Here is a 24,706-nt window from a genome sequence, read left to right on the forward strand (position 1 = left end):
CGAACCGGCGACACTTCCAGCCTTGCCAAATCAACCATTATCGATGCCTTTCCTTGCTGCCTTTCAGCCGATTACTACTTCACGCCCTTGATGAGCGGGATGGCAAAAACGCTGCAGAGGCTCAGAGCCGCCGCAATGAACCAAAGCAATCCGTAGTTGTGTCCACCGGCGGTGTTGATGATCAGAGGAGCCGCAGCAAGAACGACCACACTGGACAGGTTGATTGCTAGTCCGAAAACGCTCATGTCCTTGCCGGTGTCCTCGCTGTTAGGCAGGACGGCTGCGCACAGCGCCAGATCAACGGTCAGATACATGGCCTGACCCACAGCGAACAGTAACCATGCTATAAGGAACTGTGTGAAATTATGAGAAGTCGCACCGAGGCAAAGGGCTGCCGCCATAAGGATGGAAGCCAAGATCACAAAGGGCTTCTTGCGCCCCAAATGATCTGTCAGGAAACCGGACCCCGTGAAGAAGATGATGGAAATGGGTGCCGAGCACAAGGTCAGAAGACCAGCCTTGCTGCCTACCTGATTCAGAGGGATATGCAGTCCGGAAATCAGGTAGTAGATGAAATAGGACTGCATAGCGGCCATGGCCAGACCGACCAGGAACCGAGATAGCCAGGTCCAGCCGAAATTCGGGTACTTCCGTGGGTTGACAAAGAAGGTGCCAATGAATTTCTGGACGTTCATAGGCGGCACCTCGCTCTTGGTCTTGGCAGGATCCTTGTAAAGGAGCAACAAGGGAAGGGATGCGACCAGGCCCAACAGCACCGGAACCGTCATCAGCAGCAGACCATTGCCTACCAGAGCACCGGTAAGATAAGTGCCGGCCGAGAAAGCAAGAGCTCCGCACAGACCCATCAAACCCATGACCGTACCGCGGCGGTTGTCGGGCAGCCCTTCGACAGCAATCACCGAATAAGCGTTGAAAGCCGACTGCATGCCCATGGCCGACAGGATGAAGAAGACTCCCATCACCCAGACGTTACTGGATAGACCGACCACGGCCCCGCAGACGATGGAAAAGAGCAGTCCGCCTAGAATCCAGGGCCTACGACGGCCAAAGCGGCTGATCGTCCGATCTGACAGAGCGCCGGCCAGTGGCATCATGAAGAGCATAAGGAATGTACTCACCGAGGTTATATGGCTGTAGACCGAATCCTTTCTGTCCGGCATGATTGCTGCGATATGCAGCGACAGCGCCGTGCCCAGGCTCATGTTCATAATGTAGAGGCCAATGGCAGCGATGAGCACCAGCACAATCGTCTTGCGAGGATTAGGAAATTCAGGTGGAAGATATCCAGGATCGTGACTGGGCTGTGCTGCCTTATCAGTATCTTCAATATTGGCATGTGCCTGCTCTGGCGACCCAGCCGTATCCACCGAAGCAACAGGATCTCCGGCTTTGGGCCCATTCGGAGACTGATCCCTGTCTCGCTCAACTGTATTGCTCATCGCAAGCCCTCCTTTGGACTTCTTACCATCGGCCGACGTGACGTGCTCGACCTTGAAATGTTAACCTCCCGCCCAAGTCCCGTCGACGTACTGACCTACCTATAAATCTGGGACTTTGGACAGACGCAGGTGACAGTATCGCCGACAGGACTTGAACTTTGTCCGCACCGACTCATGCGATCCATCATGTCTGCCTCCTGTAGGTTGATTTTGTTGTATCGGTTTTTCATCGCAGATTTGAAACTGACTTCCACTGAGTGGAAATTCCGTCGTCCTTACCCTCCCCAAAGCCGTAGCTTGTAAGCAAGATGACCGAGTACACAATGACGTATCAGCAGGAATCAGAGGGCCGGCCGCTCAGACGCACTGGCGTCCTGGATCGTGCCTTCGCGATCCTCGACTGCTTTACCTCTGACGAACCCACACTGACCCTTACGCAACTCACCCGCCGGACAGGGTTGGCAGCCAGCACTACCAGCCGACTTCTGAAGAGCCTGTGTGAGCACGGAGCCCTGATACGCGAGAGAAGCGGAGCATACTCCATCGGACCAAGGCTCATGGAGATCGCTCAATTTGCCCGCCCAATGCTTTCCATCAGGGAGGCGGCCTCGCCGATTCTCGATGATCTGAACAGAACTACAGACCAGCACATCCAGTTGGGCACGCTGGATGGGGCGGAAATGGTCATCCTCGACCGCAGGGAGGGCAAGCATCCCATACCGGTCTACTACCATATAGGCGATCGACTGCCCCTGGCCCCTACTGCAGCGGGACGGACACTACTCGCCTACGCCGGACCGGGCATCATCGGGCAAATAGTGAACACTGGAACTTTCACCTGGCCTACCTGGCAGATCCCCCGCCCCTCCTCAGATGAGTTGATGGCCTCGCTGGCTCTGATTCGTCAACGCCGTGTCGCTGTACTCCAAACGCCCGGCGCCTCGGTTCATTCGGTTGCTGCCCCTATTTTCGGGAGGACCAACGCTGTCATCGCGGCTGTCAGCATCGTTCTATCGGCTGGAAGCACGAGTCTGGAACGTTATGTGCCACTTATCAAAGCCGGGGCCACTGCCATATCGAGAAGAGTAACCGGACCAAAAACGTCCCGGATACTGCCGCCTTGGGACCAAGCCTGAAAGGTCATATCCGATATGAATTCATCTCAAGCACGACACAGATGTAGCGGTCTGCCACAAGAAGCACAGGAGTGCACTTGGCCTAGAGAAACTGTGCTGGAACAAAGAACCCTAAACAATCCCGGAAGCCACGCCCGATATCCTTAGTCGAAGAGAAGGGGCCCAGGGAAGAACGGCAACCTTACAGCTGAATTTAATTTCAGTCCGACTAGCACCTTATTGGTAACCCGGAAAATTGCGTTTGGCCGGGGCACGCGCTAAAGTAAACTTCTGTTGTTCGGCTACGGTCGGGCAACGAATGGGGCTGTAGCTCAGTTGGTAGAGCGCTTCGTTCGCATCGAAGAGGTCGGGGTTTCGACTACCCTCAGCTCCACAATGTCGAGATGTTCGATTCCTTCTTATTCCACCCTGCTGCGCATCGATACGCTCGGCAAGGTTTCAGGTTGCTCGCATAGCTGACAACAGATTCAATACAATCCAAACATACCAAAATATCACAGCTAGTCTTGCCATGGCAGATCGATCGGTCGGACACACATCATCATCAAGCAGTCTCATAAGCAAAACCCCGGCAGGGACCAGGGTCAATACGCGCAACAATTCTGGAATCAGTAAAGTCGTGGTTTCTCAGCGAACACTCAAAATTATTTGGGCCAAGGCGGCGTATCCAATCAGCATCGATAACCACCAATGGGCGCATTATTGAAATACGCCCTTCAGTGAATCAGCGCCTGGAGGCAGAGCGGAAGGGGTTGTCATCGCGACGATGATGACGATGACCACGGCGGAATCCACGACGGTCTGCGTCAAAACGAGAGCCAGCGCGGCCGCTGCCGTATCCATGATCGTGACCATGGGTCCGCTGGCTGCTGCCGGCATGACGATGGCCTCTGGTCCGGCCGTCCAAGGGGCCATCCTCACGATCGAATCTCGGCCGGTCATCTGACCGCCTGGAACGAGAAGGCCGGCGATCTCGATCCCTGCCTGTAGCCCGACCCTGACGACCGCGATCGAAGCGCTTGTCTGACCTGGGACGGCCCCGATGTCCGCTGCGGCCGCCACGCCCGCTACGAGCAGGCCGACCACCGGAAACCTGCGGCTGCTCAGCCTGCAAGGACCAGCCGTGGATCGGCTTGGCCACGGACCCTACGAGCTCGGTAACTTCGGGCGAATCGGCAGTCACCTGAACCGGCTTGGCATCGATATGGGCCATGCGCAGCATCCGTCTGGTGTCACGCCACTGGTCGGGAAGAACCAAGGTGACCACATCGCCGGGACGACCGGCCCGGGCTGTGCGGCCCGACCGGTGCAAGAAGGACTTGGGATCGGCTGGCGGATCCACCTGGACCACAAGGTCTACGTCACTGATATCCACGCCTCGGGCGGCCACGTCAGTAGCCACCAGGACTTTCACTTCGCCCCGAGAAAAAGCCCCCAGGTTGCGGTCGCGCTGGTTTTGGGAAAGGTTGCCGTGCAGCTGTGCAGCCGGAATGCCGTTGTCGATCAGGTTCTTGGCCAGCTTCTTGGCCTGGAACTTGGTCCGGGTGAAGAGAATACGCCGGCCAGTGCCCGAGGCCAGCTTACGTACGAGATCGTGCTTGGCTGCCTGAGTGGTGCGGAAGATGTGGTGGGTCATCAGATCCACATGCTGGGTGGCGGAATCCACCTCGTGGACCTTGGGATCCTTGAGGAAGCGCTTGACCACGGCATCCACACCGTGATCAAGGGTGGCTGAGAAGAGCATGCGCTGACCGCTCGGACGAACCTGGGCCAGGATTCGCTCCACAGCAGGCAGGAAGCCCATATCGGCCATCTCGTCGGCCTCATCCAGCACGGCGATCTCCACGTCCTCCAGGCTGAGCTTGTGCTGGCGGAGCAAATCCTCCAGACGGCCCGGGCAGGCCACCACAATCATGGCCCCGCGCCGAAGGGCATCGACCTGACGACCCTGGCCAACACCACCGTAGACGGTGCAGGTCCGCATGCCGTAGGCCTGAGCCAGGGGGTTGAGAACCTCGTCGATCTGATTGGCCAGCTCGCGTGTAGGAGCCAGGACAAGACCGTGCGGGCGGGGCAGACTGCCTGAACCGGCAGCACCACCGCGGCCATGGCGGGCCTGTCCTTCCTGATCGGCGGCAAGTCTAGCCACCAGAGGGATACTGAAAGCCAGGGTCTTGCCGGAACCGGTCCGGCCCCGGCCCAGGATGTCACGGCCAGCCAGGGCATCAGGCAGGGTATCCCGCTGGATGGGGAAGGCGCTGGTCTTGCCGTCCTTGCGCAGGACGCGGACCAAGGGTTCAGGTACACCCAGCTGGTCGAAAGTCATAGTTTCTACGGCAGATTGGTCGGAATTAGAAGAATTGGAATCGGGCATGGATGAAGCAGTCACAATGACCTTTCACAACAGGGAAGAAAACGGTACTGTCGGTCGACAGTTCGCAGGCCGCGTGCAAAGCAGAGAATGACGAATTTCGCGCAAGCGGTTTCCCCGTACTCAAAGCAATCAGGCGACGATCAGCCGCAGCTCTTGGGCGAGCGGCCAACCTGTACACCATAGCACAGGCCACTCACCTGTCTCAGGAACGTACGCTCCAAACGATCAGCGATTTGGAATCAGTCGGATCTGCCTCGTCATGCGTCGTGTCCTGCCGCCAGAGCCGGGCCCTGCTGGAGCGCCTGACTTCGACAACACGGCCATCGGCGGCGGCTGCGAACATACTGGACCCCTGTGACTGGTGGGAGCGACGCAGCTGACGCCTCAGCTGACGATTCTCCTCTGCCAAGGCCAGGATCCTGGTCACGCCAGCCAGGTTGATGGACTCGTCCTGGCTCAGATGCTGGGCCTGACCAAGCCGGTCCAGATCCCGCAGGGAGTAACGGCGCGCACCCCCCTCGGTACGTTCCGGCACAATCAGACCCAGCCGGTCGTATTGGCGCAGGGTCTGCGGATGGATGTTGGCCAACTGCCCGACCTGGCCGACGCTGAAGACCGGCAGTTCGATGTCCAGACCGGCATCGTCGGCAGCATCCAGGCTGATGCGCCCGGCCACCAGACCGCGAGCGCAGGCCAGATAAATCCGCCTGGTCTCGGAATCCACCCTGACCATGATCATCACTCCTTTCCGCTGTTCGTTCCGACTTAATCCGGCACCCGGATCGTCATATCTTCATGCGTTCCCCGGCAATCTGCTCGTCGAAGTCGCCACTGGACTTGGCAAAGTCGCGCATGGCCTTCTTCTGGGCCATGCCCAGCCGACCGGGCATGCGGATTTCAAGCCGCCCAACCAGGTCTCCCTTGCCGCGACGGTCCTGAACCCCCTTGCCGGCGATGCGAATCTCGTCGCCGCTGGAGGAACCAGCCGGGATCTTGAAGGTGACGACCTGGTCGTCGATGTCCCGGGCCTGGACCTTGGCCCCCAAGGCAGCCTCGGAGACCGTCACCGGCAGGTTCATAACCAGGTCCCTGTCCTTCATGGTGAACCGCTGGCTGGGCTGGACGCTGATCTGCAGGTAGAGGTCGCCATTGACGCCTCCGTCCCTGCCGGGCCGACCCTTGCCAGCCAACCTGATCCGCTGGCCGTTACGCACCCCAGCGGGGATATGCGTCTTGAAGCGCTTACCGCCCACGCTCAGGGAGACCGTGGCCCCCTTGACCGCCTGGCGGAAGGACAGGCCGATTTTCGAATTGCGATCCTCGCCCTTGACGGGCCTGGGCCTGCTCTCCTGGTAGGCGGTCCGGCCGCCACCGCCGGCACCCCCGCCGAAGGAGGAGAAGATGTCAGCGAAGTCCGGCTGCCCCGAACCGTCGCCGAAACGGATGCGGGTGCCTCCCGGCGCCCCGGCCCCGCCGAACATGGAGCCGAAGATGTCCGAGAACGCATCGGTGTTGAAGCCGCCCTGGCCGGAACCTCCGGCGAACCGGGCTCCCCCCATGCCGAACTGGCGGATGGCATCGTACTTCTGGCGCTGCTCCTTGTTGCTGAGCACGTCGTAGGCCTCGGAGATGTCCTTGAACTTCTCCTCGGCCTCCTTGGTCTTATTGAGATCGGGATGGTATTTGCGGGCAAGCTTGCGGTAGGCCTTGGTGATCTCCGCTTCGCTGGCGTCCTTGGAGACACCAAGGACCTTGTAATAGTCCTTGCTCAGCCATTCATTCTCAGCCATCCATGTCTCCTTTCCTCATAAGCTACGAATATATCGAATTGGAATCCGCCCTTTCGCGTGCGGCGGCGGGCGGGACCATAACCCACCCAGCCGCCGCATGCGAAGGCGTCGATTCAGCCTGCGGAAGGTCCGCAATCACCGTCCCTGCTACTGCCCGGGCGAGGTCACCACTACCCTGGCGGCCCGGATCACCCGGTCGCCGATCCGATAGCCTGCCTCGACAACCGTGTCAACTGTCTCTTTCTTGGCCTCGGGGTCCGGCTTGTGCAGGATGGCCTCATGCTTGGTGGGGTCGAAGTCCTCGCCTTTTTCGCCGAACTTCTCGACGCCGAATTTCTCAAAGGTCTTGTCGATCTTCTTGGCCACGGCCTGGAAGGAGTCGTCCATCTGCCCGTGCTCCTTGATCCTGTCAATGTCATCAAGGGCCGGAAGGAGGGCGGTCAGCACATCCACAATGCCATGCTGGCGGAAGATGTCCTGCTCCTTCTTGGCGCGGTTGCGGAAGTTGACGAACTCGGCCCGCTCACGCTGGAGGGCCTCCAGATAATCGGCGGCCTCCTTCTTGGCCTGGCCCAGAGGAGTCAGTCCATCTGATCCCTTGTCGGCACCGTCCTCCTTGGCCGAGTCAGCATCAGTCTTGTCATCAGCCTGAGCATCCGCTGGCGACCCGTCCTTGGCGGAGGAATCCGACGAAGTCTGGCCGGCCGCCTGGCCCTCGTCTGCTGCGCTCTTGTCGGCGTGATGTCCGCGAGCCGCTTCCTGGTCGGGCATCGAGGCGGCGTCAGAGGCCTTGGCCTCGTTTCCGTCCGGTCCGCCGGCGGCGGCCGGGTCGCCCTTCAGCGGCCCGGCATCATCCTTGTCGAAGGCCGACATGTCACTCGCCGTCCTTCTTCTTGTCGTCGTCGTCCACGACCTCGGCATCCACCACGTCGTCATCAGCAGACGAGGAGGAGCCTGCACCCGATGCAGCACCAGCGGCACCTGCAGCGCCCTGAGCGCCTGCAGCGTCAGCGGAACCCTGCTGGGCGTAGAGGGCCTGGCCGATCTTCTGGGCAGAGGTCATCAGCTCACTCTGGGCGTTCTTGATCTTGTCCATGTCCTCGCCCTTCAGAGCCTCTTTCAGAGCGTTGACCTTGTCGGTGACCTCCTTGGCCACCTCGTCGGAGATCTTGTCCTTGTTGTCGTTGACCAGCTTTTCGGTCTGGTAGGCGGCGGACTCGGCGGCATTGCGGGTGTCGGCATCCTCACGACGCTGCTTGTCCTCGGCCTCGTGGGCCTCGGCCTCCTTGACCATGCGGTCGATCTCGTCCTTGGGCAGAGCGGAACCGCCGGTGATGGTCATGGACTGCTCCTTGCCGGTGCCCTTGTCCTTGGCGGAGACGTGCACGATGCCATTGGCGTCGATGTCGAAGGTGACCTCGATCTGAGGAACGCCACGCGGGGCCGGAGCGATGCCGGTCAGCTCGAAGGTCCCCAGAGGCTTGTTGTCGCGGGCGAACTCACGCTCGCCCTGGTAGACCTGGATCAGCACGGAGGGCTGGTTGTCCTCGGCGGTCGAGAAGACCTCGGACCGCTTGGTGGGGATGGCGGTGTTGCGGTCGATCAGCTTGGTCATGATGCCGCCCTTGGTCTCGATGCCCAGGGAAAGCGGGGTCACGTCGATCAGCAGCACGTCCTTGCGGTCGCCCTTGATGACGCCGGACTGCACGGCAGCGCCGACAGCCACAACCTCATCGGGGTTGACGGTCTGGTTGGCTTCCTTGCCGCCGGTCAGTTCCTTGACCAGGTCCTTGACGGCGGGCATACGGGTGGAGCCGCCGACCAGCACCACATGATCGATGTCCTGAACCGAAATGCCGGCATCGTGCAGCACGTTGTTGAAGGGCGTGCGGCAGCGGCCCAGCAGGTCGGAGGTCATCTCTTCGAAGTGCGCCCGGGTCAGGGTCTCGTCCAGGTGGACTGGGGTCCCGTCGGGGGTCATGGCCAGGTACTGCATGGAAATGCTGGTGGACGAGGAGGAGCTCAGCTCCTTCTTGGCCTGCTCAGCAGCTTCCTTGAGCCGCTGCAGGGCGATCTTGTCCTTGGACAGATCCACGTTGTACTTGTTCTTGACCTCGCTGACCAGCCAGTCGATGATCTTCTGATCCCAGTCATCGCCGCCCAGCTTGTTGTCACCGTTGGTGGCCTGGACCTGGATGGTGGAGAAGCCATCGTCATCCTTGCCGATCTCCAGCAGGGAGACATCGAAGGTGCCGCCGCCCAGATCGAAGACCAGGATGCGCTCATCCTCCTTGCCCTTCTCCAGACCGTAGGCCAGAGCTGCAGCGGTGGGCTCGTTGATGATACGCAGGACGTTCAGACCGGCGATCTTGCCGGCATCCTTGGTGGCCTGGCGCTGAGCGTCATTGAAGTATGCAGGGCAGGTGATGACCGCGTCGGTGACGGGCTCGCCCAGGTAGGACTCGGCGTCCCTCTTGAGCTTCATGAGGATCTGGGCCGAAATCTCCTGCGGGGTCCACTTCTTGCCGTCGATCTCGACGGACCAGTCGGTGCCCATGTGGCGCTTGACCGAGCTGATGGTCCGGTCCACGTTGGTGACCGCCTGGCGCTTGGCCACTTCGCCGACCAGAATCTCGCCGGACTTGCTGAATGCCACCACCGACGGCGTGGTCCGCGCGCCCTCAGCGTTGACGATTACCGTGGGCTCGCCGCCCTCCAAGGTTGCAATGCAGGAATTGGTGGTTCCCAGATCGATGCCAACTGCACGTGCCATACTCGTTACCTCCTGATGTAATTGAGGCGTGGGTTCTGGCCCGCACCTCATCGTTCACGTTCTCCGCTCGCGCTTCGTTCGTGGTCCCGATGGCCGGCTCCCGTCGGCCCGGGCAAGCAGCCATCATGACCACTCCGAAACTTGAGCCTACATCACTCAACTTCTTCTGGCAAATATTATTCCCTTTTTCACGACAATCCTGACTTCAATCATGTCAGACACTTCATATCCCACAACGGCCAGACCCCTAATATGCCGTTTTCGCCACTTACCAGACACAACTTGAGACGCAGCATGGTTAGTATTTGCAAACGTTGTCATCAATGCTTCATATGATAAAAGACGAGTGCGGACCAATGCGCTTTGCATTAGCACTAGACACAGGAAAAATCACATACACAAGTCAACGACGACGCTTCTAAAGCGAAGCAGCAAAAGGAAGAACATGCATTCATATCAAAGCAGCAGCGATTGGTGGAAACAGGCTGTCGTATATCAGATTTATCCGCGCAGCTTCAAAGATTCAAACAATGACGGTATCGGCGACATTCCAGGAATCACTTCAAAAATCGATTATCTCGCAGATTTGGGCATCGATGCCATCTGGCTTTCCCCTTTTTACCCATCGGCCTTAGCTGATGGCGGCTATGATGTCATCAATTACCGTGATGTTGACTCACGCTTGGGCACAATAGCGGATTTCGATAACATGGTCGCCGCCGCGCATAAGGCTGACATCCGTGTGATCGTAGACATCGTCCCAAACCACACCTCCAATCAACACCCTTGGTTCAAGGAAGCGCTGGCTTCTCCAAAGGGTTCACCAGCCAGAGATAGATACATATTCCGTCATGGCCGCGGCAAGAATGGTGAGATACCGCCGACTGACTGGATTGCAGAATTTGGCGGCTCAGCATGGGAGCTTGTTGGCGATGGTGAGTGGTATATGCATTCTTTCGCGAAAGAACAGCCCGACCTCAATTGGCTTAATCAAGATGTGCGCAAGGACTTTCTTGAGACCCTGCGGTTCTGGTCCGATCATGGAACCGATGGATTCCGTATCGATGTTGCCCATGGACTGGCTAAAGATGTATTGACTCGTGATCTCAATGATCTAAACAAATGGAGTCTGCAAGATAAACATAATCCTGACGGGGCCAACCCACTATGGGACCGACCGGAAGTGCATGATATATACAAGAAATGGCGGAAAGTTTTCAATGAGTATACCCCTCCTAGGTTTGCAGTAGGGGAAGCCTGGGTGGACCCGGATCATCAATACTTGTATTCCTCTGAAGATGAACTAGGCCAAGTCTTCAATTTCGAATTTGCAAAGGCCGCGTGGACAGCCGAATCGATGAAACGTGCAATCTTGGCTGGACTGATGTCAGCCGACCGATCGAAATCAACTGCTACGTGGGTCATGAGTAATCATGATATTGTGCGCCATGCCAGCAGATACGCGCTCCCACAAGTGCCCGCAAGGACTCAGCATCAAATTGCCAAGGACTGGGTACTCAGGAACGGTGAATCATATTTTGAGGACAGAACGCTTGGAACCAAAAGGGCACGAGCAGCTATTCTTCTTGAACTGGGTTTACCAGGATCTGTATATGTTTATCAGGGCGAAGAACTGGGTTTGTTCGAAGTTGCAGACATACCATGGAACATGCTCGAAGACCCCACTGCGGTTCGATCACAAGGGGCTTTAAAGGAAAAGGGACGCGACGGATGTCGTGTACCACTTCCCTGGTCCTCTCGGGATATGCCAGATCCAGCCGTTTGGAACAAGCATTTTGGTACTGGCGCATCCTTCGGATTTTCGGATACTGAAAGTCGCACTCCCTCTAACCCCCATCTTCCACAGCCTTTATGGTTCAAAGACTTCACCGTCGAAGGCGAGCGCGAAGATAGCTCCTCTATGTTGATGCTGTACAAGAGCGTTATAGAGGTGAGGAAAAAGCTCCTCACCAAAACAAGGGATACAAAGCTTTCGTGGCTACGGAAATACGATAGCAGACATGTCATAGCATACAGCAGACCAACTATTCATAAAGACTCTAGATTAGCTGTAATAACCAACTTTGGAGAAACGCCCATCTCTCTACCTGACGGGAGAATCATCATTGCCTCCTCAGATTGTCCTGGAGGAAAGCTACTAAAAGATACGACAGCGTGGGTCAACCTGAACATATGATTCCAAGGGCGGGTTGCATGTCCACAAGAATATGACAACTCGCCCTTATTCATTTCATTGGGATTCTTGATAGAAAGGTATCGATGGGAGCAACCATACAAGAAGTTGCCGCCGCTGCGCATGTTTCTGTATCAACTGTATCCAGAGCGTTCAACAGGCCCGACCTCGTCTCGGCGAAAACCAGGCATCGCGTCATAGAAATGGCTCGAAAACTTGACTTTACTATTCTTCGATCAGCAACAGCTCTAAAATCCGGCAGAGCATTCAGGATTGCTTTATTAGTCAGCGGCCCAATCCGCTCATGGTTCAACGCTTCGATTCTGGAAGGATTGAATGCGGTTCTTCGCCCAGCAGAGTACGATCTCGCAATCTGGCAAATCGGAACTTACGGGGAACAGCAGTGTTTTTTCGATGATCTGCCTGAGCGCCGCAACGTAGATGCCGTCATTGTCTCATCATTCGATATTAAGACCCGCGAAATCGACCGATTAGCGACTATGGGTGTCCCACTAATCGGCATAAATTCGCCTATCGATTCAAGGATGGCCGCCTCCGTTAATACGGATGATCTTCACGGAGGAACTATTATGGCCAACCACCTCATGTCATTAGGACACCAGAACATCGTTTTTGTCGCAACTCGAACGGCAGAACATATACTGCGCTTCAGTGCAAATAGACGTTGGGAATCATTCGCTCGGACTTGTAAACTCAAGGGTATCAATCCGCGACTAATAATGACTGAGCGCAAGCCGAATATGGCAGAAGTCCTATCTGACAGACTTTTGACGATGAAGAGCCGACCGACAGCTGTAGCTTGTCAGGACGACGAAATTGCCATTCCATTGTTATTGGAATTACGACGTAGAAACGTTGCGGTCCCTGGTCAATTCTCCATAATCGGATTCGACGATAGCCGTTATGCCAGAGAAATGGGATTGACAACCATAAGGCAACTGCCGATTCAGCTGGGTATAATCACCGGCGCCAAAATACTTGACCTGCTCAGTACAGGAAAGACGAATGCTCCTTTTGAAAGCTGTACTGCCGCTCTCATCGAGCGAAGCAGTACAGCTCCACCGAAGAATCTTGATGCGATACTGGTCAATTAGCGTAATCCGCGATGCAACTCCATATGCGAAAGATGAATTGATCCGTTCGTCACGAAAGCCCCGAGCGTACCGCCATGGTGGCTGTACATTCTGCTGGTCAACGCCACACCGTTAACATACATTGTAACTATTGTGTCATCGACAATCACCTGAAGATGACAAACTTGCCCCGGCGCCAATTGGATAGGCCTATTTAAACCTATATTCATAACTGTAAACCAAGGATAATTAGGCACACCATCGAATTCAACGCGTTGCTCACTCACATTGAATATGTATCTATAGGCTTCGCCAGTTTTCGGATTACCATTGATTAAAACACCAAATGAGCTCGTCCCCTTGTCATATGACAAATCAGCTTCAAATGCGAATAGGGAGCCGCATTCTGAAGCGAGCGTCTGAACGCTGCGCTCATACACTCCAGTTAAAGTGCGACTCGGCAGACACTCTCCTTCAGCAAAGGCCGACCACAAGGTATCAACCGGTGCGGCTGCAAGTGTTCCGTCATCGCGTTGAGATATCTGGTGAGGCACGAAAGTACCTCCCCATTCGTAATTGCCATCATCGGCATTATGCTCTTTGGTACCAACCCAGCCAAATAGCACTCTTTTGCCATTCAGCTCGAAAGTACGACCCGCATAATATGCACTGCCATCAAAAGCATCATCCCATTTGGCAATCCAGGGACCTTTCAAGCTATGGGACATCCTATATGTCATTCCATGCCGATCACTGTATTCAGTGACAATGTGATACCACCAATCCCCAATTTTAAAAAGGTCTGGCATTTCATGCATGGTATACATTCCAGGAGCCCAGAAGTCACCTTCAAAATTCCAATGTTGCAAATCCTGAGAGGAAAACTGAACGGTTCGGCCTGTCTGCATAGTTTTCGGCCCTTGCAAGCGAGTCCCTAGGATCAGCAAATACCGCTTATTGTCAGGATCCCATATAATCCATGGGTCACGCCAGTCATCTGCATCATATCCTGGCTGAGGTTTGAAAGTAAGCTCATCATTAGTCTTATGCCAATGAAGCAGATCCGTGCTGGTCGCATGCATGAGAACTTGAGAAGTTAGCTGTTTTGCTGAATAGTCACGATTATAGCCAGTATAGAAAATGTGATATTGACCTTCTGCCTCACACACACTCCCTGCATATATGAACTGATCCTGATCATCCTTCCCTCCAGGGGGCAATACCACCCCGTGATCCTGATAGTGGACAAAATCCTTGGTCGTTACCAAGCTCCACCCAAATGGCTCACCAAACGGAACAGGCCTACGCGTATCCCTCTGGTGGAATAGATAGAATTCATCACCTTTGCCAAACGGCATACAGTCACCGAACCAAGTGCCCGGAAATTGATAATACAATTTGTTCATCATGCGCCCTTTCATGAGCCACAACCTGCTGGGCGATTATGCGCAACAGGTTAATTGCAATTAAAGGAATTTACGATCTGCGGAGATGCGGACCGAATTCCGTGGCTAAACAGCAACACCTTTACATTCAGTTGCAGTCGACACGTTTGGGCTCCACTTAAACCGAGAATCGATTCCAATGCTTGGTTATTTGATACCGCTCATTGTCACCCCCTGGATGAAGTACTTCTGCAGGAAGATGAACAGCAAGAGAATCGGGGTAACGACCAGTACCGCACCCGCTAAAAGAATGCTATAGTCCGTAGCCTGCTGACCCGTGGAGTACAAGGACAAGGCAACAGGCAGCGTATACATTTTGTTTGACTGCGCCGCAACGAGTGGCCAAAGAAAGTTATTCCAAGAAGAGAGAAATGTTAAGACAGCCAGAGTCGCCATAGGTGGCTTGCATTGAGGAAGAACGATCTGGAAGAAAATTCGCAACTCGCCTGCACCGTCTATCCTTCCAGCCTCCAATAGAGCATCTGGAATACCCATCATGAATTGTCTCATCAAAAAGACACCTAACGGCTGCGTCAAGAAAGGCAATATCAGGGACATGTACGTATTGAGCATGTGCATGTTCGTAATGATGACAAACAACGGCACAAAAGTTGCCACACTCGGCACCATCAAAGTTATCATTACCAGTCCGAAGAGTAAGTTCTTGCCGGCGAAATCGATTTTGGCCAGAGCATACCCAACCATTGAACAGAATACGAGATTCCCTAATGTTGTGACGACGGCAACAATAGCACTGTTTATAAAGAAAGTGCCGAAATCAAGTTCGGTAAACCAGCGCGTGAAGTTACTAAAAGTCGGGTTCTGGGGAAGAAAGGTAGGAGGTATTCTCATGATCTCGCGTTGGGTTTTCAGCGATCCCAAAATCATCCAAAAGAAGGGAAAGATCCAAATGCAAGCGAAGAGAGTAAGAACAGTGTATGTAATACCGTGAGCTTTACGAAACCTCCTCCATAACGAAGGGCGGTTATCAGGGACGATTTCGTCCGTCATTCTCAATTGACGCTGTCGACTCGATGGAACTGCTACCGATGATTTCATTGATTCAGTCATCCTTATTCCTCATCAATCTGAATTGAAGAGCACTGACCGCTGCGATGATGATAAATAGGACATAGCTGGCTGCGGAAGAAATACCATATTGCCCGAATCCGAATTTTTCGTAAATGTAATACGAAGCTGACAAGGTAGACCCAAGAGGCCCTCCTTCAGTCATCACAAACGGTTCATCGAAGAATTGCAGATACGAGACTGATTGCAGAACCGCGCCAAGCAGAAGCGTAGGTTTCAGCAGCGGCAACACAATGCACCTGAACTTTGTCCATTCTCCAGCCCCATCCATAGATGCGGCTTCCAAAACCTCAGTTGGTATGGCCTGCAAACCTGCGATGAAGATAATCATCAAGGTTCCTACATTCCGCCAGGTTGCCATTACGATCAAAGAAGGCAACGCGGTTCGTGTATCATGTAGCCAGTCAGGACCTTGCACATTAATTATCGCAAGCAATGAATTAAGTAAGCCATCGTTCTGAAGAATGTATCGCCACACGACTGCTATGGCTATGGTTGATGCCACCACTGGCGCATAGAACAGTGCCCGGAAAAAGGCATTAACACGGCGCAGTCCCTTGTTCAGAGCCACAGCCAAAGCCAGAGCGACAGCCATGGTAAGGGGCAAACCAACCAAAACAAACAAGGCCGTAACCCGCATGGAACTCCAGAATTGCTTATCGCTGAACAAAGACATGAAATTGTGGAATCCCACGAAGTTCACGTTGAAAGGCGTCTGAATATCACTAGAGCCTATGTCCGTGAAAGACATTGCCAGCGATGACAACAGAGGCACCAGCATAAACAGCACGAAAACAATGACGAATGGTAAAGAGAATCCCCAGGCGATGACGGTCCTGCGGCGGCGCAGGACCGTCATCGCCTTCACGTCAGAGGATTGGTTCCTATCTCGACGCATAAAACCAATTCACTTTCCTACGCCCAAGGAGTCGGCTTGCTTTTGAATGTCTGCTAGTCCGGCATCAACAGTTACCGTACCTTTGCAAATATGTTCAAACTCTTTATCAGAGTATGCAAGAAGCTGGGGCCAGGTAGAGGCATATGGCACAGACTTAACATCCTTAACCTGTTCGAGGAACGGGACCATCTTTGGATTATCGGACAGGACCTTATTTTGAGTAGCCTTGGTTGACGCAGGCAAATCACTGGATGCCTTATAGAATTCAACTTGTGTCTCTGGCTTAAGGAACCATTGAATATACTTCCAAGCCGCCTGCTTGTTTTTCGAATTTTTCCAAACAGCCACATTGGCACCGCCAACGAAGGAAGTTGAAGATTTGCTTTTTGGCAAAACAGCAGTTGCATACCTATTATTAAAATCTTCGCCGCCTAGCTTTTTAAGCTCTGTGAGCGCATATGGCGAGGTGAACATAATGGGTATTTTCCCGGCTACGAACTGCTGCAAATCCGCTCCCGCTTCAATACTTACATTCGGATCCGCGATACCAGTCTTAAATAGATCAGTGGTATATTCCAAAGCTCCTTTGAACTCAGGCGTATCAAAGGTATATTTCGAATGATCGGCATTCATTATTGAAGCTCCGTTGGAGTAAGCCCAGAAGAGATAATTCTGGAAGGAGTCAGTACCTGCCGGTCCTATATAAATTCCAGAGCTGACTCCATCTACCTTCCGAACGTCTGAAGCCATTTGCTTCAGTTCATCCCACGTTTTGGGAGCGCGGTTCCATCCGGCTTGTTGGGCGATATCAGTGCGGTAGAACATGACTCGCGGATCGGCATAGAAGGGTATTGCTATCTGTCGTCCGTTGACATTCGAGATTTTTCGCAATGACATCGGAATATCCATTAGGTCAAAATTCGATGGCGCAGGCGAGAATGCATCAGAAAATGCCGCTAGATCGGCATTGCCCGCCATCGAGATGTCCGGACCGGTACCTGAGGCAACAGCAGTACGGAATTTCTCTCTATAGCTGCTCCAGGGGAGAGTGGTGAGCTTGATTTTCACATCGGGATTCTCCTGTTCGAATTGTTTAATGAACTTGGGCATAGCCTCCCCCTCGGCACCCATAGCCCACATTGTTATTTCGCCTTTGGCTGGTTTAGCATCAATCGTCTTTAATGCAGTATTGTCCTGGGCCGAAGATGAATCGCTTTGTCTGCCACATCCACCGATTGAGATCATGCACGCTATGCTTGCAAGAGCTCCGATGGCCTTCATCCGGACTTGCATCTGAACCTCCTTGATCAGATTGATGAGGCTTATAGCTGGCTCCATCACACCGCTTAATCGCTTAAACATTTAAGCGATTAAGCATTAATATAGACCGGCGGTTTTATGTTTGTCAACTCACTATTCCGTTAAGCCAGCAATGCCATTGGTTATCTAATGCTTATCAGTCAAACATGTTTGACCGATCGACGTTTCACCACTGGACACGGCACCAACGTTTCTTGCCTGGATACAATTCTCATATTGGTTTTTGCAGACTCTTTATTATCGTTTGCGACGGAACTTTGTTTCGTTTGCCTATTGTTTGCGAGCAATAAACGTATCCCGAGAACTCCGAGCGCGTATTGAGGTAGCCCTACCGTTGAAAGTGCAGGATGCAAGTGATTCGCTATTACTTCTTGATTATCAAATCCGACAATCGAGAAGTCTTCTGGTATGCGTTTCCCTCTACTTTTCAAGGCATCATACAAACCCATTGCCGTGCGATCATTATGGCAGAATACCGAATCTGCGCCGCTTGCTAAAACCGCTTCAGCTGCGCTGTAGCCACCCTCCTGATCAGCAGTCCGCAGGATAACCAACGAGGGATCATAAGGTATACCTGCTTTAGCAAGAGCCTGCTTATAACCTCTTAACCTGCAAACTGAAGCCGGTGTGCGGACTTTGTCATTTATAAATGCCACTCGAGTGTGTCCAGCAGCCAACAACAGATTTGTGGCAGCCTCACCCCCCTGCACCTCATCCGGCACTACCGCTGGGTATCGCATTGCTGAGTCAAAACAATTAATGAGTACAGTATTCACTTTGGACAATTCATTTGGCGGAGTAACCAAATGATGTACCCAACTGGAATATGCTATTCCCTCCACTTGATGTTCCAGCATGAAGGCACAAGCTTTGCTTGCTATCTCATCATCTCCATTTGTATCAATGACGAGCAGCAGCTTATTACTCCTCCAAGCTTCATCCTGCGCTCCTTGGAGAACTTGACCGGCAAATGGAGATGTCGCAACTCCATCGCTGATAAAACCAATCAAATCGGACTGCCCTCGTGCCAGACCACGAGCCAGCGCATTCTGCCTATACCCAAGTTTCTGAGCTACTTTGCGAACCCTTTCCTGCGTCGCTTCAGGAATCCTGACATGTCTATTATCATTAATGGCCCAAGACGCCGTAGCTATCGACACCCCAGCCTCGCGGGCGACATCCTGCAGTGTGACCATAAATGCCAATCCTAATGCCACAGACCGCTCGTGAATACCAAAAAGCACTATTCGGAGCTGCTGCTATTCCCCTAATACCTGTGATAATACCGTCGGTGCTACGGCCTGTCACGCAAATGTTTCCTAAGCAGCAAGTCAACCAAGTAAGGAACAGCTGACGCACATAAAAGACTGTTGCCTAGAGGCAAGGTATTACACCATCAGCAAAGGTAATGGTGAAGAGTCGAGTCACACATTCCACTGCCTGAGCACGCGTTCCCCCTGGTAGATGCCAAGAACACCGTAACGCGCTGTATTCATCCTGAACAACTGTGCCTTGCTTGGGTCTAAGGCTAACCACTGCGTGGTCAGGATGCGCAGAATATGAGCGTGCGCCACCAGGAGCACATGCCGCCCAGCACACACCTGGGGTTCAAGCCATTCGACTATCTTTCGCGCACGAGCGGCCACCTGATCCAGACTTTCACCGCAGGTCACGTGCACTGGAACACGATTGCCTGAAGGCAGAACGACCACTCGGTCACCGGTCAGTTCCTTGATGCCCAGGGCCCGCGGGCCGTCGACCCACAATTTCCAGTCACGGCCGAGACTAGCCACAACATCTTGAGGACGATGCCCCTCAGCCGGACCATAATCCCACTCCAGAATCTCATCCATCGGTGTCGGATCAGGAAAGCCGGCCAGCTCAGCTGTCTGCCTGGCACGTCGCAGAGGGCTGGAAAAAACACAACCAGCGTCGAACCCCTTAGGAAAGGCTTTGGCCAGTTTCCGACCAGCCTCTCTAGCTTGCTCACATCCTTGGTCAGTCAAGGGAATATCAGTGCGTCCCGTATACTGTCCTGTTTTGCTCCAAATAGTCTGACCATGCCGTAACAACACGGCGTAGCCTTCACTCTCAGCCGAGGCATCATTGCCCGCCGCGTTTTCCACAGTACCCATGCATGGTATTTTAACCCCAGGCGTGTGGGATAATGGACCTATGACGGACTCAGGACGGGAACCTGGCGGAATGGCCGACCAAGTGGTCGGCATGCTTCATCAGGTGGATGGCAAGGTGAATGACATGCGCAACTCTATTGAATCGGATCCGGACTCGCTGACAGACAAGCTGGTCAAGTTCGCGCTTCCCAGCATCGCTGCATTGCTGGCAGGCAAACTCTTCCAGGCCTTCTGGAGCGGACTGGTCCGCAAGCGCAACGGAGGCGTGGACAGCCCTGAAGAGGATCAGGAGAGCGCTACCGCCGGCCTACTCTTCGGCGTTCTGTCGGCAGCCGTCACTGCCCTCGTCTCCGGCCTGTTCGAGCGTGGTTCCCAGGCTCTGATCGACCGTCGTCACCAGCGCTGAAAGCAAGGGACGCTGACTGATAACCAGACCGGTCCAGATAACGCTGATTGCGTGATTTTGACGACAAGGTCTTGCATTGGCAGGCGTTGGCGGCCAGAATGTCAAAATGACCTTATCAAATTCACAGAAAACCCCGGCCGCAAATCCGACCGACAATCCCACCATACGGACCTTGCTTGAGCGACGCTCCATCCGCGGATTCACCGACGAACCGGTTGACGACCAGACCATCGCCCTGCTGGAGCAGGCGGCCCAGCATGCAGCGACCAGCCGCTACTTCCATGAATGGTCGGCCATCAGGGTTACGGATCACGATGAGGCGCTTGCCATCGCCGATATGGCCCATCAGCGCTATGTCGCCGAAGCTCCGTTGCTCTACATCTTCCTGGCGGATCAGCGCCGTAATGCCGATCTGGTCCGACGATTCGCCGATGATGTGGATCCGGATACCACCCTGCTCAACTCCGGCTATGTCTTCCTGCAGTCACAGAACGATGCGGTCCTGGCCCTGCACGCCATGGAGACCGCAGCCAACGCGCTGGGCCTGGGAGGAGTCATTCTGGGCAGCGTCATCAATGACACAAACAGATTGATTGATCTGTTGAAGCTGCCCAAGCTGGTCTATCCGGTGCTGGGTCTTGCCATCGGCCACCCGGCACAGGATCCGGATCCCAAGCCCAGGATGCCTCGTCAGGCGCAAATCTTCACCAACACCTATCAGCGGGCCGACGATGATGCAGACATGAAGGATGCCTTGGCCGACTTCGACCAGACGGTCACCCGTTATTATCGCGACATCCGGCACATGGACGATCCCCACCGCTCATTCAGCGCCATAATGGCCGACAAGGTTCGCAATCCCGCCTCCGGTCATGAACCCATGCTGGATTCGATCCGCCGACAGGGCTTCGACCCAGCCTGCTAGGCAACGAAATTCCTGCAAGCCAGACAAACCGTAGGAATCAGCAGATAAGTTCAACAGCCAAGTTCACCAGCCTTAGGCGAATAGGTAGAGACGGATTAGCCCCAGGCAGCGAGATCGGCGGAATCCAATCTTGCTGCCTGGAGCCGTCAGAAAGAATCAGGATCAACTCGGTAACATCAAGCACGCATGGGCTGCAGAGGCGATGACTGCCTCACCTGCGACGAGGCTTGTACCCACGTTTGCGGCTGTGTGGTTTCGAAGCTCGCGAGACCGTCCTTATGCGCTGGTAGGAGCCCGGCTCATGACTGGTCAGATGCCAGCTTCCGCAGTAATCACAGCGGTAGACCCATAGAAGAACGTCGCGTTCGACCATGCTGCGGTCGGCGGCCTGCTGGGCTTTGGCCCGATCGTGATACATGATCTTGGACGTAGCAGCGCAACGTCGTGGGGTGAAATAATGCATGACAGCGTACGACTACCTCGAAACCGATCCGACCATCCTCGATCTGACTATCCCTCTGCACTTCTTTTGCAATCACGGTGTCCGATGCCCGACCAGGCTGGCCCTGCCAGATGACGCAAGAACATTGATGCGAGATCAGACGGCGGGGCGCAATCCTTCATAACCCGAAGCGGTAGAACCGGGCAGAAAACGGGCGGACGTGAGCGGCCCTACCAGGGATCAGGGCAGGTCGTGACCGGCGCTCAGATAGAGGTCGTACCATTCCTGGGCAGTCAGATCCACATCCGCACCAGCGGCCATCTGGGTGATGCGCTCAGGGTTCATGGATCCCAGGAGCACCTGTATGCCGGCGGGATGCCGCAGAATCCAGGCCACTGCGATTGCACTCTTGGACACCCCGTGCTGCTTGGCCAGTTTGTCCAGCTCGGCATTGAGTTCGGGATAGCGTGGATTGTCCAGGAAGACCCCATCGAAGTATCCGGTCTGGAAGGGGCTCCAGGCCTGAATGGTCATGGACTTGAGCCGCGAATAGGCCAGAAGACCGCCATCATGGTCCAGGCTGGGATCATCGCCCATATTGACGTGAATCTCCTGGTCGACCATGCCGGTGTGTCCCAGTCCGAATTGCAGCTGGTTGACCTCCAGGCGCTGGCTTACCGCGCTCTGCAGGAGCTCCACCTGCATGGGGTTGACATTGCTGACGCCGAAGTGCCGAACCTTTCCACTGATCTGCAGTTCATTGAAGGCCTCGGCCAGATCGTCCAAGTCGACCAGTGTGTCGGGACGATGCAGCAGCACGAAGTCGACATGGTCGGTCTGCAGGTTGACCAGCTCCTCATCCAGGGCCTTCAGCAGGTGATCCTTGGAGAAGTCGTAGCGGGTGATCTGGTCGCTGTCCGGGTTGCGGAAGATGCCGAACTTGGTCTGGATGCCCACACTGTCCCGGTCTACGCTCAGATCCTTCAAAGCCTGTCCCAAGGCACGGCTACTGGCCCCTGCATGGTAGCAATCGGCTGTGTCGAAGAAGTCCACGCCCGCATTCATGGCCGTCTCCACAATGGTCCGCGCTTCCTCGCGGCTCTTCTGATCAATCCGCATGACCCCCAGGGCCACACGGGAGGCCCGGAATCCTGACCGTCCTAAATTCATGTATCGCACAATGTCCTCCTCGTAATTGACGTCTAAGCTCGAGTCTACCCGTCCCAGCCACCTCCAGCCTTGCAGGGTTATTCCAACAGGTTGCTGCGCAGGACCTCCACCTGCTCCGGTCCGAACCCTAGAGCCTGACGTGCATAGGCGAAGACATCACCATAGGCGTCGATCATGGTCTGTTGGGCATGGGCCAGGTATTCCTTCTTGACGCAGAGCGCAATCTGTAGTGCGTCCAGTGAATCCTGGTCGAAGCCCTTGGCGCGGAATTGGTCCAGCAGCTGGTTGTTGGCCGCGACCCTCTCCTGGTTGGTCTTCAGGTAGTCAGCGAATACCTGGTCGTCGTCCACCCCCAGCAGCCAGAGCACCAGGGCCGCGGCGAACCCGGTCCTGTCCTTGCCGGCAAAGCAATGGAAGAGCGTAGCCCCCTGCGTGTTGCCTACAACGATGCGCAGGAACTTTCCATAACCCTGCTGGGCCGCAGGGCTCATGACCAGGTCATGGTAGACATTCAACATGTGGCCGTTGACCTGATCCGCTAAACCCAGCGAGGCGAAATCGTCCAAGCTGGCGCCGTTGGTACCACTTTGCTCCAGCAGATCAATGTTGGTAAAGGTCACACCATCGATCCTGTCGTCCGGACTTTCCTGTCTCTCAAATGGCCGGCGGAAGTCCACGACCTGCGTCACCCGGTAGCGGTCGACCAGTTCCCTCTTCGTATCTTCGTCCAGACCCACCAGCTGTCCCGATCGGATGAACTTATAGGGACGAACCCGGCGGCCGTGAATGGTCCGAATGCCTCCCAAATCGCGAAAATTGGTGATGTTCATTAACGACCTCCTTCGGTTGCGCCCAGTCCCCACGCCAACCCCACCTTCATAAAGGTCACTGGGATGCAGTCCGCCAGCGCGCGATCAACAGCAAGAACCAACAAGCAATGCAACCAAGGTACCATCACCGTTGCTGTACAGACACGCCATAGTCTCGCGGCAAAAGCTTCTTGTGGGGGCTTGGTCGGTTGGTGTTGTCACTGCTCTGCGGTCAGGGCCTGTTTGATTGGTGTGCCTCCCCCAATGATGTTGTAGATCCTGCCTGTGGTCTGGGGAAGGTCGACGCAGTCGGCCAGGCATTGTGCCACGTCGGGGATCGGTATGGGTCCAGGGCCGTCTGGTTCTACCTGGATGGCTCCTGTGCCGGTCTGTTCGGTCAGGCTGCCTGGCTCGATGATGGTGTAGTCCAGACCGGAGCCGATCAGGTACTGGTCGGCCATGTTCTTGGTTACGTAATAGTCGGCAAGGGCGTCGATGGCGGGTTTGACCCGGGGCTGCTCCCAGCGCAGCCAGTCTGCCGCATACATGGCTCCCAACATGACGTACCTGGTGATGCCGACCGTTTTGGCTGCCTCTATGGTCTTCATGGCTCCCAGGGCGTCGATCTGGTTGATGTCCTTGCCGCGTGAGCCTGCGGTGAAGACAACCGCCTCCGCATGCGCTTTGTGGAACGCGTCGGTGACTTGGGAGAGCGGGTCATGCAGATCCAGGGTCATGGGCTCCACCTGCTGGCTGGCGGGAATCTTCGAGGCCACTCGTGCGCAGGCTATCACTTCGTGGCCGGCGTTGACCAGATCCTCGAGGGCCGATGCACCCACTCTGCCCGTGGCTCCTACAAGAATGATTCTTTTACCCATGCTCATCCGCTTTCTTTGCATACGGTGTTCGCACACCTGATTTGGCTGCTTTTCATTCTAGGTGTCCCGCGCCATAAACAACAGATGTGGCAAACCAAGCATGAATTTCCGGATCAGTGCTTACGAATATCGAATCGCGGACTGCTTACGTACAAGGTGGCCTTTCGTGTTTAGCTTGGCCACGTTTGATTATTTGGCGCTCTACTTTGTGCAGGACAGCAGAGACTGCTAAACATTTATTTGATTCGAATATGAAAAAGGGAGGCATCCTCAGGAATGTTCTCCTGAGGATGCCTCCCTTATTCACGTGTTGTGGCGGCGGTGTGCTACTCTCCCACACTCTTCCGGGTGCAGTACCATTGCCGTGC

21 protein-coding genes and 1 tRNA gene are annotated in these 24,706 nt (G+C 54.9%); 6 read left to right on the forward strand and 16 right to left on the reverse strand.

Annotated features, from left to right (window positions below):
• Nucleotides 1–74 precede the first annotated feature (74 nt).
• Entirely contained in the window at nt 75–1,460 is a 1,386-nt protein-coding gene (locus GKC41_RS08355; RefSeq protein WP_154313796.1) for an MFS transporter, read from the reverse strand.
• 308 nt (nt 1,461–1,768) lie between these two features.
• Here GKC41_RS08355 and GKC41_RS08360 point away from each other — a divergent pair, with 308 nt between their 5' ends.
• Nucleotides 1,769–2,596 (forward strand): IclR family transcriptional regulator, encoded by an 828-nt coding sequence (locus GKC41_RS08360; protein WP_154313797.1) that lies wholly within the window; start codon nt 1,769–1,771, stop codon nt 2,594–2,596.
• Nucleotides 2,597–2,896: 300 nt separating this feature from the next.
• A tRNA-Ala gene (locus GKC41_RS08365) sits at nt 2,897–2,969 on the forward strand.
• 351 nt (nt 2,970–3,320) lie between these two features.
• Here the strand turns inward: GKC41_RS08365 and GKC41_RS08370 are convergent.
• From GKC41_RS08370 to dnaK, 5 genes are all read right to left on the reverse strand, one after another.
• The gene (locus tag GKC41_RS08370) at nt 3,321–4,970 is read right to left on the reverse strand and encodes a DEAD/DEAH box helicase (RefSeq protein ID WP_154313817.1); all 1,650 of its coding nucleotides are present in this window, start codon (nt 4,968–4,970) and stop codon (nt 3,321–3,323) included.
• 202 nt (nt 4,971–5,172) lie between these two features.
• Nucleotides 5,173–5,703, reverse strand: coding sequence for a heat shock protein transcriptional repressor HspR (locus GKC41_RS08375; RefSeq protein WP_154313798.1), 531 nt, complete (start codon nt 5,701–5,703; stop codon nt 5,173–5,175).
• 52 nt (nt 5,704–5,755) lie between these two features.
• Nucleotides 5,756–6,760: a DnaJ C-terminal domain-containing protein gene (locus GKC41_RS08380; protein ID WP_154313799.1), complete on the reverse strand. Its 1,005-nt coding sequence runs from the start codon at nt 6,758–6,760 to the stop codon at nt 5,756–5,758.
• Between the two features lie 147 nt (nt 6,761–6,907).
• A complete protein-coding gene (grpE, locus tag GKC41_RS08385) occupies nt 6,908–7,633 on the reverse strand; it encodes a nucleotide exchange factor GrpE (protein ID WP_154313800.1) in 726 nt (241 codons plus the stop codon).
• Between the two features lies 1 nt (nt 7,634).
• Complete coding sequence (gene dnaK, locus GKC41_RS08390; RefSeq protein WP_154313801.1) at nt 7,635–9,533, reverse strand: molecular chaperone DnaK; 1,899 nt, start codon at nt 9,531–9,533, stop codon at nt 7,635–7,637.
• Between the two features lie 445 nt (nt 9,534–9,978).
• Between dnaK and GKC41_RS08395 the strand changes: the two genes are divergently transcribed.
• Both GKC41_RS08395 and GKC41_RS08400 read left to right on the forward strand, forming a co-directional pair.
• The gene (locus GKC41_RS08395) at nt 9,979–11,730 is read left to right on the forward strand and encodes a glycoside hydrolase family 13 protein (protein ID WP_154313802.1); all 1,752 of its coding nucleotides are present in this window, start codon (nt 9,979–9,981) and stop codon (nt 11,728–11,730) included.
• An 83-nt stretch (nt 11,731–11,813) separates the two neighbouring features.
• On the forward strand, nt 11,814–12,842 hold the full coding sequence (locus GKC41_RS08400) for a LacI family DNA-binding transcriptional regulator (RefSeq protein WP_154313803.1): 1,029 nt from the start codon (nt 11,814–11,816) through the stop codon (nt 12,840–12,842).
• Here the strand turns inward: GKC41_RS08400 and GKC41_RS08405 are convergent.
• The 6 genes from GKC41_RS08405 to GKC41_RS08430 all read right to left on the reverse strand — a co-directional run bounded on the left by GKC41_RS08405 (nt 12,839) and on the right by GKC41_RS08430 (nt 19,708).
• A complete protein-coding gene (locus tag GKC41_RS08405; protein ID WP_229281739.1) occupies nt 12,839–14,230 on the reverse strand; it encodes a glycoside hydrolase family 32 protein in 1,392 nt (463 codons plus the stop codon). The genes GKC41_RS08400 and GKC41_RS08405 overlap by 4 nt on opposite strands.
• 183 nt (nt 14,231–14,413) lie before the next feature.
• Complete coding sequence (locus GKC41_RS08410) at nt 14,414–15,337, reverse strand: carbohydrate ABC transporter permease (protein WP_229281740.1); 924 nt, start codon at nt 15,335–15,337, stop codon at nt 14,414–14,416.
• Entirely contained in the window at nt 15,330–16,214 is an 885-nt protein-coding gene (locus tag GKC41_RS08415; RefSeq protein ID WP_229281743.1) for a carbohydrate ABC transporter permease, read from the reverse strand. The genes GKC41_RS08410 and GKC41_RS08415 overlap by 8 nt, the downstream gene beginning before the upstream one ends.
• A gap of 48 nt (nt 16,215–16,262) precedes the next feature.
• Complete coding sequence (locus tag GKC41_RS08420; protein ID WP_195760225.1) at nt 16,263–17,546, reverse strand: extracellular solute-binding protein; 1,284 nt, start codon at nt 17,544–17,546, stop codon at nt 16,263–16,265.
• Nucleotides 17,547–17,713: 167 nt separating this feature from the next.
• A complete protein-coding gene (locus GKC41_RS08425; protein WP_154313806.1) occupies nt 17,714–18,769 on the reverse strand; it encodes a LacI family DNA-binding transcriptional regulator in 1,056 nt (351 codons plus the stop codon).
• 228 nt (nt 18,770–18,997) lie between these two features.
• Nucleotides 18,998–19,708 (reverse strand): histidine phosphatase family protein, encoded by a 711-nt coding sequence (locus GKC41_RS08430; RefSeq protein WP_154313807.1) that lies wholly within the window; start codon nt 19,706–19,708, stop codon nt 18,998–19,000.
• A gap of 40 nt (nt 19,709–19,748) precedes the next feature.
• Here GKC41_RS08430 and GKC41_RS08435 point away from each other — a divergent pair, with 40 nt between their 5' ends.
• The gene (locus GKC41_RS08435; RefSeq protein WP_154313808.1) at nt 19,749–20,114 is read left to right on the forward strand and encodes a DUF4235 domain-containing protein; all 366 of its coding nucleotides are present in this window, start codon (nt 19,749–19,751) and stop codon (nt 20,112–20,114) included.
• 106 nt (nt 20,115–20,220) lie between these two features.
• A complete protein-coding gene (locus tag GKC41_RS08440) occupies nt 20,221–21,039 on the forward strand; it encodes a nitroreductase family protein (protein ID WP_154313809.1) in 819 nt (272 codons plus the stop codon).
• Nucleotides 21,040–21,250: 211 nt separating this feature from the next.
• Here GKC41_RS08440 and GKC41_RS08445 read toward each other — a convergent pair whose 3' ends face one another.
• The 4 genes from GKC41_RS08445 to GKC41_RS08460 form a co-directional block, all read right to left on the reverse strand.
• Nucleotides 21,251–21,502 (reverse strand): hypothetical protein, encoded by a 252-nt coding sequence (locus tag GKC41_RS08445; RefSeq protein ID WP_154313810.1) that lies wholly within the window; start codon nt 21,500–21,502, stop codon nt 21,251–21,253.
• Between the two features lie 219 nt (nt 21,503–21,721).
• Nucleotides 21,722–22,660, reverse strand: coding sequence for an aldo/keto reductase (locus GKC41_RS08450; RefSeq protein ID WP_324612117.1), 939 nt, complete (start codon nt 22,658–22,660; stop codon nt 21,722–21,724).
• Nucleotides 22,661–22,728: 68 nt separating this feature from the next.
• Nucleotides 22,729–23,481 carry a tyrosine-protein phosphatase gene (locus GKC41_RS08455; protein ID WP_154313812.1) on the reverse strand — a complete coding sequence of 251 codons (753 nt, stop codon included), beginning with the start codon at nt 23,479–23,481 and terminating at the stop codon, nt 22,729–22,731.
• 197 nt (nt 23,482–23,678) lie between these two features.
• Complete coding sequence (locus GKC41_RS08460) at nt 23,679–24,344, reverse strand: NAD(P)H-binding protein (RefSeq protein ID WP_195760226.1); 666 nt, start codon at nt 24,342–24,344, stop codon at nt 23,679–23,681.
• Nucleotides 24,345–24,706 lie beyond the last annotated feature (362 nt).

Origin of the sequence: Bifidobacterium asteroides (assembly GCF_009683175.1) — a bacterium.
Taxonomy (GTDB): domain Bacteria; phylum Actinomycetota; class Actinomycetes; order Actinomycetales; family Bifidobacteriaceae; genus Bombiscardovia; species Bombiscardovia asteroides_H.